We start from the raw sequence: 12,247 nt of genomic DNA, 5'->3' as shown, positions 1-12,247 counted from the left end.
TTCGCTCAGTAGGTTATTGGGGAGCTTAGCTCGGCCTTGGTCACGCTTGCGGTAAGAGCCGGTAGTTTAAGGGGGCTAAGACTAACTTTAGCGAGGGGGAGAGCGATCGCTGAAACCGAGAGTTCTATATTTGCTTGTGTTTGGTGAACACTGGTTGCTGGTGGACTGAAATGAAACTCCGTTGTGGTTGGCGCTAAATGAGGCGGTACCAGAGGTCGACGCTGAACCAATTCGGGCTTGCGGCTGTGGCGTTGAGCAAATAACTGTATAGCAGCTAAGGGTTGCGCTTGGGGGAGCGGCACTTGTTTGAGTCCCGAGATGTTAGCCAGGAATACAAAAAAACTGCCCGCTACGAGCAGGCCTGCGGGAAAGGCGAATAAAAGGCGTAACATTAAGGTTGACTCGCTTGGGTTGCTAGGCGATAAGGAACTTTGGCTAAGCGAAGTTGAGCTAAAAGTGCCACCAATTGCCCGGTTGTGGATTGTTGGTCGGCCTTGACTAAGATGGCAAAATTGGTCCGCTGCGTTGTTAATTGCTGAAGTTTTGTCTTGACCAAGCGTAGGTCGGTGCGCTGGCCATCGAGTTCAATATTACCATCGGCGGCTAGGCTTAAGTGGCTGGCCGAGTCATTTTGTCATTGGCCAGTCTGCGCACTTGGAGGATTCACTTCGATACTACTTGCTCTGACAAAACTGCTGGTGACAATGAAAAAAATCAGCATGATGAATACGATGTCCAGCATTGGTGTCATGTTGATCTCGGCGTCTTCTTCCGGTTTATTGATGATATCGCGCCGTTTCATCTAGGCATCCCTTTTTATATTCGCTGGACGTCGTTGCAGCGCTAACTTACTGCGAGTGGTCCAGCGTTTAATATAAGTAAAATTGATTAAGCCGATGACGGCGATACTCATGCCTGTCATCGTGGGCAAACTTGCCCGAGCAATGCCTGAAGACATTAAGCGTGGATCGGCGCTGCCCGCCAAGGCCATATTGTCAAAGACTTCAATTATGCCACTGACGGTGCCGAGCAAGCCCAATAAAGGACACACACTGATTAGCGTTTTGATTAAGTTCAGGTGTTGATTCAGTTTAAGTTCCATATCGCAGCGTAGGTTAAGTCATTGATCGCGGTGTTCTAGGCCTTTTAGCTGAGTTTGGTAAGCCTTGTGTTGGGCTGGATAGCTGATCAGTCGAAACCAGTCACGTTCCAATAATAGGCTCGCTAGTAATACCGAGAGGCCGAGTAACAACGATAAAACCCACCCTCCGAGATGCAACAGCAGATGTAGGCTGTCGAGGCTTGAGTGCAGCAACATCAGGCCATGCTTCATCATTTATTTGTCGACAGCATTGCTGGACGGTTCGTGTCGGTGTTGCTGAGCAAGCAGCGCTAAACCTTTCTGTTGAATCACTTGCAGTAATATTCGACTGCGAGCGCTCATCAGGCTATGGCAAAACAACAAGGGAATAGCGGCGAGTAGGCCCAGTACTGAGGTGATCAAGGTTTGTGAGATCTTTGCCGCTAGAAATTTAGGATCGCTACTCCCATAAGGGCTAATATTTTGGAAAGTCGTGATCATGCCTAACACCGTGCCCAGTAGACCCAGTAGCGGAGCGAGCCCAGCGAACAACTTGACTAAACTTTGGCCTCGCTCAATCTTTGGTAGTTCGCCTAATATTGCTTCATCGATACGTAGCTCTAAGTCCTCTAGGCAAGAGCTTGGTCCTTGGGCGGCGCTTAATACCCGAGCTAAGGCGTTATTGGTAGACAGCTGTTGGGGATGATTTAATTGTTGTCGTACTCTCCGTTCATTTTGTAAGAGTATGAAAAGACGGAATAAACCGACTACTAAGTCGACTAGTGCGAGCACCATGATTAGCCCAGCTACGGGACCGGCTTGTTTTAGTCGTTGTTGCCAGTTGGCTTGTTGCTTGGGTTGGCGGGGATAGAGCTGTAATTTTTTAGTGCTGCCTGCCATTCCAAGTATTGGCCCTGTTGATTGATAATATTAAAGCTACCAATTCTTAGTAAGTGCTGTCGCTGCACTTGACCATCGCTATCGATCATATCGGTATCAAAAAAACTGATACTGGCTGAATATTGCAGTTGTGCCAGTAACACCCGAGGGAATTGTTGTATCTCGGCCGCAGTGGGAAGACCTTGACGTTTGGCAAAGTCTAAACGCTTGCTGGCATCGGGGTACTCTGCTGCCACTAAGGATTTATCTAAGGCTATTTGGTTTTCTGTCGCCTTGGCCTTGATCAGTTCAAATACTTTTCCAAGTTGGCCACTACTTTGTTGAAGTTGCTGCTGGCTCAGGCTAATTGCATGTTCATTGTTCACAAACTGTTGTTTTAACAGCTGTTGTGTGGCTTCAGCCTGCGCTAAACGTTGGCGAGTTTGCTGTAATCGCAGTCGTTGTTGTTGAAGAGCTTGCTCAAATTGCTGTTCGCGTTGCTGGTTTAGTGCTTGGCTTTGGCTGAGCTTGAGTTGATTATTCGCCCAGCAAGTGATGTTATTGAAGCTGAGCTGCGAAATCATCAGTAATTTGGCCGGAGACAAATGCATTTTATGGTTCCGACTTGTTGATGTGGTTTGATGGAGGTGGTATCGGTAAGCTCAGTAGGCGAGGCGCTTGTCGTTCTCAAGCAATAGCGATGGCATCCTTAAACTGAGGTTGTCTGTAGGGCTTAAAATTTGCCATTGTTGCGTCGCTGGATCCCACAGTGCCGACTGCTGTGCGTTGAGCGTTTGATAGTATAAAGCGGTGCGATCAAGCCGAAAGAAATTGACCTGACGCTCGTTGAGCATGGCTTGATATGCCTCGATGGTCTCCCCATATTCCATTTCGATTTGGTAAGCATCTAATACTTGGCGATATTTTTCTGCCAAGTTCATATCAGCTCTGTTTAAAAGTTGCACGAGGTCCTGTAAGCGTAGCTCTCGTTCTTGGCTCAGAAATGGCAGATCTCTGGCGACAAATGGTGTGAGTTCATTCAACATCTGATGCACCAAGGGAAGGGCATGTTGTTCGCTTTGGGCTAAGGACGTGAGATCGCCTTTGAGTTGCTGTAACTGTTGTTGCTGCTGAAGGAGCATGGCATGTAAGTGCAGGTTATATTGCTCTAAGAGTTCGCTTTGCAAGCGTAATTGACGTTTTTCATTGAGGGTCGCTTGACGTTGTGCATCTAATTGATCGATTTGCTATTGTGAGCTTCGATTAAGTTGTTGGAGCTGGCGTTGATCTGCCAGCTTTGAAGGCATTAAGTGTTGCTTATTTGCTAGTACACTCGCTGAGGCCAGTAACAACGTAAATAGCATCAAATATTGATTCATATCCTCCGTCCTTGCAATGAATAGTCAATTGTCGTTACCAACACATTCATACCTTAATTTGAGAGAGCCAAAGCCAGCCAAAATCGGTTTAGGCTCATAACTTAACAAGCCGCTAGTATCAGATAAAATGACTCGATGAAGCTGAATTCTCTGCATGATTGGAGCCATTATGGGGGCTACATTTTCAATTGCTGGGGTCGATGCCTGCTGATCCATTGGATATTGACTCGAATTATGATGAGTTCTGAAATTGGCCACAACTTTAGTTGTCGCATCTTGCTGAATATGATGTAGAGTTAAACTTAATTAGCATATTTCTGGCTGGCATGGATGACTCGGCGGATTTCCCTCAAATATATTTTGTTTATTATTTGTATGATGGCGGCTTTGCTGCCGACTTTGATCGTGAGTTCTTGGTTACAACATCGAATTCAACAAAGTGACATCGCAAGTGTGCAACAAAAACATCGACTGCTGGCCAAGACGACTAGTTTTAACTTGTCGCGCTATGTCACTGACAGCGCAGCAATGCTGAGTGCTGTCAATCAGCAAATCACTTCTCAGCCTTTCCCCCAAGCGTTTTCTACTTTGCTACGTCAAGCCAATATCTATGCCTTATTTGAGTGGCAGATGAGCCGTGGGCAGCGTTTTTTTTATGCGGATCAAGCGCTGAATATCTTTGATGACGTACCGTTGCAACTGCGCACTGCAATGGCGCAGGCGAGGACTGATAAGACTCGAGTTGCATATAGTGCGGTGGTGACCGAAGGATTACCGCAAGCCACTATCTTTATGGTGATTTATCAAGGTGAAGATCGCTTTCTGATCGGGGCGCAAAGTACTGAGTTTTTAGTGCAAAGCCAAGCTGAGATAAGCTTTGAACAACAAGGTTATGCGATTTTAGTCGACCAAAATGGTCGCGTATTGGCGCACCCTAATGCTCAATGGTGGCAACGCGCTAAAGATTTATCGAGTTTAGCGCCGGTGATCATGCTTAAACATCACCGCGATGGGCTGAGTCAGTTTTATTCCCCTAATTTGCAAACAGAAATGGTCGCTGGATTTGCTAAAGTTGCAGAGACAGGCTGGGGAGTATTGGTGGTGCAGCCTGTTTCTGAATTGCTCTTATCTTCTCACCAGCTAAAGCAGTTTACCTTTTGGTTGTCGCTGCTATGTGTATTTGTGGTGGGGATGGTGAGTTGGTATTTAGCTTGTATGTTGATCCGTCCCATTTGCCAAGTCGTGGAAGCTGCTCAAGGCATCTCTCATGGAGAAATGGGGAAGTATGTGAATGTTAATCGACGTTTTATGCCAACCGAAATAGAAGCCTTACTGGTTAAATTTAATGCTATGGCGAGTGAAGTGTACACGAGTCGAATGTTGCTTGAGCAGCGGGTGAAGCAACGTACCGAAGCCCTGAGTAAAGAGGTGCAGGTTCGCAAAAAAGCGGAGCAGAGAATATGGCAACAAGCCAATTTTGATGCGCTGACGAAACTGCCAAATCGGCGCATGCTTAATCGTTTACTCAGTGACGCCTTGGCTAATCGTCGTCAGCAAGAGTCTGTTTGTTTAATGTTGTTAGATTTGGATCAGTTTAAGGGGATTAACGATACCCTTGGTCATGATATGGGCGATATGCTATTGCAAATAGCGGCTCAGCGGATCCAACATTGTATTGGCGAAGGTGAACATGTGGCTCGGTTGGGGGGGGATGAGTTTATCCTTTTACTCACTGACAGTGGTCGCGAGCAGCGAGTCACGAATTTGGGTGAGTTACTCTTAAAAACGCTGAGTACGCCGTTTCAACTTGGAATTGAACGAGTCTACATCTCGACAAGTATTGGGGTTGCCTTTGCTCCTAAGGATGGAGATACAATCGATGACTTGCTAAAACATGCTGATCAAGCGATGTATGTCGCCAAAAAGCAAGGGCGTAACCGTCTCAGCTATTTCACAGCATCTTTACAGGAGCAGGCACAACTGCGACGCTTGTTGGTTAACGACTTACGAATGGCGCTGGTCAAACAACAGTTGCATTTACGTTTTCAGCCCATCGTCGATTTAAGCAATCATCAGTTAGTCAAAGCCGAAGTGTTGGTGCGTTGGTTACACCCAAGTCAAGGCTGGATAAGCCCTGATGATTTTATTCAGGTTGCAGAAGAAACTGGGGTTGTCGTAGATATTGGCAACTGGGTATTTAGTTGTGCAGTCGCGCAATTACAACGTTGGCAAGCATTAGGTTTACCCGCGGTGCAATTGAGTATAAATACCTCCCCCAAGCAGTATTTTGAGAGCGGCTGTGATGTGAATGCTTGGCTCAATGAGCTGAGCGAGGCTGGGTTGTCGAGTAGTGCGGTTGTGATGGAAATCACTGAAGGTTTACTGATGAATAATAGCCCCACCGTTAACGAAAAATTACTCACCTTAAGCAAGGCTGGTATTGAAGTGGCACTAGATGACTTTGGTACGGGCTATTCGTCCTTGGCTTACTTGCAAAAATTTGCCATCGATTATTTAAAAATCGATCGTATGTTTATTAAAAACTTGAGTTTAGAGAGTGATGATTTGAGTGTTTGTAAAGCGATTATAGTGATGGCTCATAAATTGGGCATTAAAGTGATCGCTGAAGGGATCGAGACTGAAAATCAGTATCAGTTGTTAGCGAACGAGGGTTGTGATTATGCTCAAGGTTATTGGTTTTCTAAGCCCTTAAGCCAAGAGAGTTTTGAATTGCTGCTCAAATCTTCATCTCGAGTGTTACCCTTAGCGAGTGAGTCATATGGCCTGGTTCATGACGGTGGCGCTCGTGAGTGACATTTTAAACTGGGGTACACTTTACTTTAAGCCGCATATTCTCTGTTTCTCGGAATACGAGTACCAATTAGGCTTTAAATGGCTGTTGTTGGCATAACGAGGTGGTTGCGAGTGATAGACTTAGAGTGCTAGTCTGCGCGACAGCTGTCGCGATTACACATTTATCCGCGTCATCATTAATCGCCCAAGTTAAATTGACTTTGAACCCGATTAATACTCTTTAGGAATGGTTTAATCAGAAATGCTGGAATTATCTAATAAGCTAAGCTTGGCCGATTGGGAATTGGAATTTACCGCTATCAGAGCTCAAGGCGCTGGAGGTCAAAATGTTAATAAAGTCTCTAGTGCTGCCCATTTAAGGTTTGATATTAAGCGTTCAAGCTTGCCTGATTTCTATAAAGAACGTTTATTAAAGTTATCTGATCAACGGATTACCAAAGATGGGGTCATTATCATTAAGGCACAAACCCATCGTACCTTGGAGCGAAATAAGGAAGAAGCCTTACAACGTTTAAAAGAACTGATCCTTGATGCGACAGTGGTACAAAAGAAACGTCGCCCCACCAGAGCAACCTTGGGTTCAAAACGTCGGCGGATGGATCAGAAGACTCAGCGTGGTCAAACCAAGCAAATGCGAGGAAAAATCAATTATTAAGTTGCGCTTGTTCTGATCGGTGCTGCCCTGCGCTGATTCATATGATTTGTTTTGCATCTATGATTTCATCATGGCTTTGGTTCTGTTTGAAATGTCGCAGTATTTTTGCAGTCCGGTTTTGCCTTGTTTGCGGATATTTGCCTTTATCTAGTCAGAATGACTTTGAATGTGAAGCAAATACAACGGTTTCTTGCTGGTAAAGAAAAAGAGTCAAACATATGGAGACCAAGTCTTCGACCCCACTAATCGCGTATGGATGTGACCTTTCATCTTATAAGCTTTGTCTTAATGAACCACCGAGCGCAGAATAAACCCATTAAAAAAAGGACATTTTTTCATGGTCTTTGGTGGCGTTTAAAACTGAATTCTCATTTGTTTTCTAGCTCAGTAAACGGCGCTGTTTCAAAATTTGTAAACCACTGTAAAGGGCGCTTAAAGCTTTGTAAAGTCGCTTACTTATTGGTTCTGGCAGTCTTATATTTAAGGTGAAGTTTGATTACCCAGAGCCACCAAGGAGGTTCACATGTTTAGGTCTATTTTTATCGTATTTAGTTTCGTCATCGCCGCTTCAGTTAATGCTGCATCGCTAAGTAATTTGGTGCAACAAGAGCAGTGGCAAGAAGTGGGTGTGCTTGACGGACAGAATGGTCACCATCAACGTACCAGCATCGAGTTAAGTCAACTCAAAGCTTTGAGCCAAGATCAAGTTGCCAGTTACAAATTAGGTTATAGCGAAGGATTAACGCAGTTTTGTTCCGTTGATACTGCCTATCAGGCTGGAAATTCAGGTCAGTCTTATCGTGGAGAATGCGTAAACTTTAGTAATGAAGATGAGTTGGTACTTAGCTGGCAAGCAGGGCTGTACGATTATGAGCAAATGGAAGAGGTTATGGGCATGTTTAGCGATTAATCAGCACATGGTTTATGGTGCAGTTATTTATAGCCCCCAAAAAAAGATCGCAGTCGCGATCTTTTTTGTATCTCTCGAATCTGCAGGATAAAGTACTTAGGGTGTTTATCTACACTGTCGAGTCATCATAGAACTATCAGGTCATGCCGACTAAAGCTCTCTTCTCACAAAGTTTAAGCAACTCGAAGGTGCTAAATCCAAGCTGCAATAACAGCACAATTATTCTTAACCCGTAGCTTATTAGTCTGAATATTTCTACATAATTGGTATTTTTTCTCGATCTTTTACTCGGTTTTGTGATATGTATTTGATACGAGCTTTCTTATGTGCTTAAAAAGTACGGCAGAAAACGCTAGATAATGGAACGGCTCGGCCGAGTTGTGGGTACAAGGAATGATGGAAATGAATTTATCGGTAGTGATGCGAACCTTGTTAGGATTTGTTGTCTTGTTGCTATTATTAGTGGTTATGGCTGTGATTGGCCAAATCAATATGCGAGGTGTCGAAGCGCAGCTGAAAAGAACCGTTGAGCAGCTTACGCCGATGACCGAGCGCGCTAATCAATTGTCGGGCTTATTGCTTAATTCTGCGCGGATGGTTGGTTTACATAGTGGAAAAAAGCAAGCCTCCGAACTCAGCGACTTAGAAACCAAGTTAGCGTCGCTTAGTCAGCAGTATCTAAATAGTTTTCAACAATTACTAGAGCTGGGACGTGATGATGCGCAATTGAGCGAAGGCCTCTCGGAATTAGCTAAGCAACAACAGCTGATTAGCAGCACTTCGGCGCAACAACTCGAAACGCGTCACCAGTGGTTAGCCAGTACTGAAAAATTAGCAGGCTTACGCAAACACTATAATCAAGAATGGGTCTATTTTAAAGATGATGCAGAACTCTTAGTTGATAGTGTTGAAGATGGCGCTCAATGGATTGCCAAGGGGATCTTAGGTGATGGGATGGGTTTGAGCCGCACGGTGAATAATGTGTTTACGGCGCAAACTGCAGAAGATAGTCAACGTTTGTTAGGCGTGATTCATACCTACTATGATTCAATGCTAAGCAAGCGTGAACAGTTGAAAAAAGATGATCCGGTGAGCGCCGGTGACTTAGATGCTTATTTCGATTTATTAGCTAAATCTTTTAGTGAACAGGGCCTATTTGCAGTGGTCGCTAGCATTAGTCAATTACAACATCAGCAACAACTTAATTTAGCGCAATTAAATCAACAAACCGACACCGCCTTAGCGATGTTGGACAGTATTAATCAGCAGGTTTCATCGATCATTCATTCTGCGAGTGAGCAGGCTCGTCAAAGTACTTATATGGCAACCTTGCAGATGCTGGCCGCGATTGCAGTTTCGTTGGTGATTGCCTTAGTGGTTGCCTGGAGTGTGACTCGAAGTATTCGATTGCCCTTGAAACGAACCTTGGATCAAATGAAACGTTTGGTTGACGGTGATTTTAGTCAGCGAGTCAAGTTACAGCGTAATGACGAGTTTGGGCAAATTGCTAACCAATTGAATACACTTACCGCGCAGCTTAGTCAAACCATTGAAGCGATGGTTAGTAATGCCTCACAATTAGAGGGGAGTGCACAGCAAGGCTTAGCGGCAAGCCAGCATACTCGTGGTTTGATCCGTGACCAACAACAGCAAACCGATCTGGTCGCGGAAGCCGTCACTTTGATGGAAGTTGGTGTGCAAGATGTGTCGCAGCAAGCTAACGTTTCACGAGATGAAATCAGCGCGGTATCGGCTTTAACCGAGCAAGGGCGGGTTGCGGCGCAAAGTACTCGCGAGACCACCAATCAATTGCAATCAACCATTACTCAAGCGAGTTCTCAGGTGATTGATCTTAAACAGCAATCTGATGGCATTAGTTCTATTTTGGATGTTATTCAAGGGATTGCTGAACAAACCAATTTATTAGCCTTAAATGCCGCGATAGAAGCCGCCAGAGCGGGAGAGCAAGGTCGCGGTTTTGCGGTGGTTGCCGATGAAGTTCGAAGTCTTGCGAGTCGGACGCAAAACTCCACGGTCGAAATTTTTCAAGTAATTGATACCTTGCAAAAAGGTGCTGAGTCAGCAGCCAAGTTGATGCAGCAAGGTGAAACCATGGTTGATAGTTGTATGGTGCAGGCCGAGCAAAGTGACCAACAGTTACAATCAATCGCCGAATTACTGAGCCAAATTAGCGAACGTAGTCAAGATATAGCCAGAACTGCGGAAGAGAAACTCACGGTAGCGACTCGGGTTGCCAGCAACGTGAGCAAAATTGTCGAATTGGCTGAGTTAGCTAACCGCGATGCTCAAACCAGCGAAGATGCCAGCCATGCCCTTAAAGCGCAGTCGGCACGACAACTTGGTCAGCTAGCAACCTTTACCTTAGACGCCGCGTCTTAGTTTGGTTGTTTAAGAGCGACTGCATATATTGATGGAGTCGTTCGTTTAAACAGCGAAGTCATGATAAACGCTCCCCCAGCGGTTAGTGCATTGCTTACTGAGGGCTTAAGGCTTGCCCTCTCTTTATTTCCGCTAAGCAAGCTCTCTGGCTGAAGTGACTTACCTTGTGTAAGGTGAAACGATAGTGGACTTAAGTCTGATCGCTGGAACAACTTTATAATAATAGTTTGATAGTCATAACTTTTTTAAATATTGCTCATTGCTTCGCCAATTTAAGCATTGCTATAGTTCTCCCTCTAATTCAATTTGCCTCAAGATAGTTTGATTCATCTGATTGCTTACAACTTATTTTCGGCGGATTTGAATAATTAATTTTGGTCTGCTGATATACGTAGTATTGGGCGTCAATAATTATATCGGCATATCCTTTGATTTTTATAGTTTGTTATATGAGTTGATGGCAATAAGTCTCTGGCTCAGGAGGCTCGAGGAATAGCATGGATGGCAAACAGTTACACTCTCTAGCTTGTCAGTTGATGATCGAAGGTGGCACATTAGACTCGTCATCCTTCGCCGAGTATCTCAGTCAACATACAGACGCAAGCTTTAGCCAAGAGCAGCTTGAGCTAGCGATCACTGCCACACATCAGCAGCTCAATAAAATGTATCGTCAGCAGCATGCCATCGCCGCCTTACCCAATGGCTTTGCCGATTCTCTGAATCAATGGTTTGTCCAGCTCAATCAATCTATCGAGGCGCGGGTTGATAGATTGACGCAAGAAAAACAACAGTCTTGGGATTCTGGGCGGCTTGAGTTAATGGCCCAACATCAGCAGCAATTAGGCGAACAAGCCACTAAGTATCAGACTTTGGAAGCTGACATGATTGGCTTACGTACTCAGTTAGCAGGAGCGGTTGAGAAAACCAGTGAACTACAGACTGAAGTTGATCAATCCAAGCAGCAGCAACAGTTGCTCAAGGCAAGTTTGGAAGAGGCAGAACAAGCGCAAATGCAGGCGCAGCAACAACATGCCAGTTTGAGTGCTGAAAATCAGGCCTTAAGCCAAAACTTACAGCAAGTACAAAGCCAGCTTGAAGCTTATCAACAGCTTGAAGAAGAGGCCACCTTAGAGCAATCAGAGCATGAGCAGCATTTACGTCAGCAACTACAAGCCAGCCGAGAAGCGCTCGAACAAGAGTTGGCGCAGGGCAAGTTGCGGGGAGAGGCTCAAAGTGAATTGAGTCATCAAGCTCGCGAACTTGCGACACGTTGTCAACAGTTGGAACAACATAACCAGCACTTAGATAGCTGTAAGGCCCTACAACAGTCTCAGATTGAGCGATTAGAGCTACAATGTCAGTCTTTGGCTGAGCAGTTAAGTCAACAGACCGCGCAGCAGGTTCAGCGGGAGCAAGTGGCGATTGAGAGCGAAACCGTGTTACGTGAGCAGCTGACTATTTTAGAGCAGGGCAAGCACGCTGCTGCTCAGCAAATAGAGCGTTTACAACAACAGTTGCAAGAGTACGTCGCTAAATTGACTCAACAAGAGGCGGAGAGGCAAGCTTTAGTCGAGCGTCGCCAATCGCTGAAAAATCAGCTAGCACAAGTCTTACCGGAACTTGAGCAATATCAGCAAACAGAAGTAAGGCTTCAGCAGCATGTCGCTCAACTAGAGTCTAAATATTTGGATAATACGGCTGAACTGAGCCAGTTAAAAACCCAGCTTGCAGCAGCGAAGTCTCAGCTCCAGTTGAGCCAGGATATGGCGGAGAACGAGCGTCAACGGCAGACTGAACAACAGCAGACAGAACTTCAGCAACAGTTGGGTCATTTACAGGCTAAGTTTGGTAAAGAACAACAGGGTCATCGCTTAACAAAGTTAGCGTTAAGTCAACTGGAAGAACAGTTGCTTGATGCGCAGATAGAAAATAGTACTTTTCCAGGCAAGTTGAATGTGCTTACCGAGCAGTTGAACGCTGCCGATTTGCTGAATGCCCAGTTACAACGGGAGGTGAAAGAAGCCAACCAAGATATTGCGAGTTTGAGCGATGCGAATAGCAAATTAAATCGTTTATTGAATCATTCGGCGAGCAAAGGAAAGGTCTAATACTCAATCTCGTGTATCGCG

General features: G+C 45.2%; 11 protein-coding genes and 1 pseudogene. 5 read left to right on the top strand and 7 right to left on the bottom strand.

Translation table 11 applies throughout. From position 1 onward, the window contains the following. Window positions 1-5: 5 nt before the first annotated feature. The 7 genes and pseudogenes from ACRRSX_RS17595 to ACRRSX_RS17565 all read right to left on the bottom strand — a co-directional run bounded on the left by ACRRSX_RS17595 (window position 6) and on the right by ACRRSX_RS17565 (window position 3,147). Window positions 6-392 carry a hypothetical protein gene (locus ACRRSX_RS17595; RefSeq protein ID WP_432451915.1) on the bottom strand — a complete coding sequence of 129 codons (387 nt, stop codon included), beginning with the start codon at window positions 390-392 and terminating at the stop codon, window positions 6-8. Beyond that, window positions 392-802, bottom strand: a pseudogene (locus tag ACRRSX_RS17590) (ExbD/TolR family protein). The gene ACRRSX_RS17595 and the pseudogene ACRRSX_RS17590 overlap by 1 nt, the downstream one beginning before the upstream one ends. Next, entirely contained in the window at window positions 803-1,102 is a 300-nt protein-coding gene (locus ACRRSX_RS17585; protein WP_432451916.1) for a MotA/TolQ/ExbB proton channel family protein, read from the bottom strand. It lies immediately after the preceding pseudogene. Window positions 1,103-1,120: 18 nt separating this feature from the next. Continuing rightward, window positions 1,121-1,336, bottom strand: a complete 216-nt coding sequence (locus ACRRSX_RS17580) for a hypothetical protein (protein WP_432451917.1) — start codon at window positions 1,334-1,336, stop codon at window positions 1,121-1,123. After that, window positions 1,337-1,876: a MotA/TolQ/ExbB proton channel family protein gene (locus ACRRSX_RS17575; protein WP_439022890.1), complete on the bottom strand. Its 540-nt coding sequence runs from the start codon at window positions 1,874-1,876 to the stop codon at window positions 1,337-1,339. Window positions 1,877-1,905: 29 nt separating this feature from the next. Beyond that, window positions 1,906-2,571 (bottom strand): hypothetical protein, encoded by a 666-nt coding sequence (locus ACRRSX_RS17570; RefSeq protein WP_432451919.1) that lies wholly within the window; start codon window positions 2,569-2,571, stop codon window positions 1,906-1,908. 51 nt (window positions 2,572-2,622) lie between these two features. Further along, complete coding sequence (locus ACRRSX_RS17565) at window positions 2,623-3,147, bottom strand: DUF3450 family protein (protein WP_432451920.1); 525 nt, start codon at window positions 3,145-3,147, stop codon at window positions 2,623-2,625. A gap of 522 nt (window positions 3,148-3,669) precedes the next feature. Here ACRRSX_RS17565 and ACRRSX_RS17560 point away from each other — a divergent pair. The 5 genes from ACRRSX_RS17560 (at window position 3,670) to ACRRSX_RS17540 (ending at window position 12,226) form a co-directional block, all read left to right on the top strand. Beyond that, complete coding sequence (locus ACRRSX_RS17560; protein WP_432451921.1) at window positions 3,670-6,153, top strand: EAL domain-containing protein; 2,484 nt, start codon at window positions 3,670-3,672, stop codon at window positions 6,151-6,153. 241 nt (window positions 6,154-6,394) lie between these two features. Beyond that, window positions 6,395-6,808, top strand: a complete 414-nt coding sequence (gene arfB, locus ACRRSX_RS17555; RefSeq protein ID WP_432451922.1) for an alternative ribosome rescue aminoacyl-tRNA hydrolase ArfB — start codon at window positions 6,395-6,397, stop codon at window positions 6,806-6,808. 523 nt (window positions 6,809-7,331) lie between these two features. Beyond that, complete coding sequence (locus tag ACRRSX_RS17550; RefSeq protein WP_432451923.1) at window positions 7,332-7,718, top strand: DUF2799 domain-containing protein; 387 nt, start codon at window positions 7,332-7,334, stop codon at window positions 7,716-7,718. 402 nt (window positions 7,719-8,120) lie between these two features. Further along, window positions 8,121-10,118 (top strand): methyl-accepting chemotaxis protein, encoded by a 1,998-nt coding sequence (locus ACRRSX_RS17545; RefSeq protein ID WP_432451924.1) that lies wholly within the window; start codon window positions 8,121-8,123, stop codon window positions 10,116-10,118. A gap of 497 nt (window positions 10,119-10,615) precedes the next feature. Beyond that, on the top strand, window positions 10,616-12,226 hold the full coding sequence (locus tag ACRRSX_RS17540; RefSeq protein WP_432451925.1) for a hypothetical protein: 1,611 nt from the start codon (window positions 10,616-10,618) through the stop codon (window positions 12,224-12,226). Window positions 12,227-12,247: the final 21 nt, after the last annotated feature.

The sequence above is a fragment of the Agarivorans sp. QJM3NY_30 genome (assembly GCF_050870855.2).
Classification (GTDB): domain Bacteria; phylum Pseudomonadota; class Gammaproteobacteria; order Enterobacterales; family Celerinatantimonadaceae; genus Agarivorans.
This window is presented reverse-complemented; position numbering and strand designations above follow the sequence as displayed.

What these genes read in the sequence shown, in the direction of transcription:
- ACRRSX_RS17585 (WP_432451916.1), bottom strand. Translation starts at nt 1,102, where the DNA reads ATGGAACTTAAACTGAATCAACACCTGAACTTAATCAAAACGCTAATC.
- ACRRSX_RS17570 (WP_432451919.1), bottom strand. Translation starts at nt 2,571, where the DNA reads ATGCATTTGTCTCCGGCCAAATTACTGATGATTTCGCAGCTCAGCTTC.
- arfB (WP_432451922.1), top strand. Translation starts at nt 6,395, where the DNA reads ATGCTGGAATTATCTAATAAGCTAAGCTTGGCCGATTGGGAATTGGAA.
- ACRRSX_RS17550 (WP_432451923.1), top strand. Translation starts at nt 7,332, where the DNA reads ATGTTTAGGTCTATTTTTATCGTATTTAGTTTCGTCATCGCCGCTTCA.
- ACRRSX_RS17595 (WP_432451915.1), bottom strand. Translation starts at nt 392, where the DNA reads ATGTTACGCCTTTTATTCGCCTTTCCCGCAGGCCTGCTCGTAGCGGGC.
- ACRRSX_RS17575 (WP_439022890.1), bottom strand. Translation starts at nt 1,876, where the DNA reads ATGGTGCTCGCACTAGTCGACTTAGTAGTCGGTTTATTCCGTCTTTTC.
- ACRRSX_RS17545 (WP_432451924.1), top strand. Translation starts at nt 8,121, where the DNA reads ATGAATTTATCGGTAGTGATGCGAACCTTGTTAGGATTTGTTGTCTTG.
- ACRRSX_RS17560 (WP_432451921.1), top strand. Translation starts at nt 3,670, where the DNA reads ATGACTCGGCGGATTTCCCTCAAATATATTTTGTTTATTATTTGTATG.
- ACRRSX_RS17580 (WP_432451917.1), bottom strand. Translation starts at nt 1,336, where the DNA reads ATGATGAAGCATGGCCTGATGTTGCTGCACTCAAGCCTCGACAGCCTA.
- ACRRSX_RS17540 (WP_432451925.1), top strand. Translation starts at nt 10,616, where the DNA reads ATGGATGGCAAACAGTTACACTCTCTAGCTTGTCAGTTGATGATCGAA.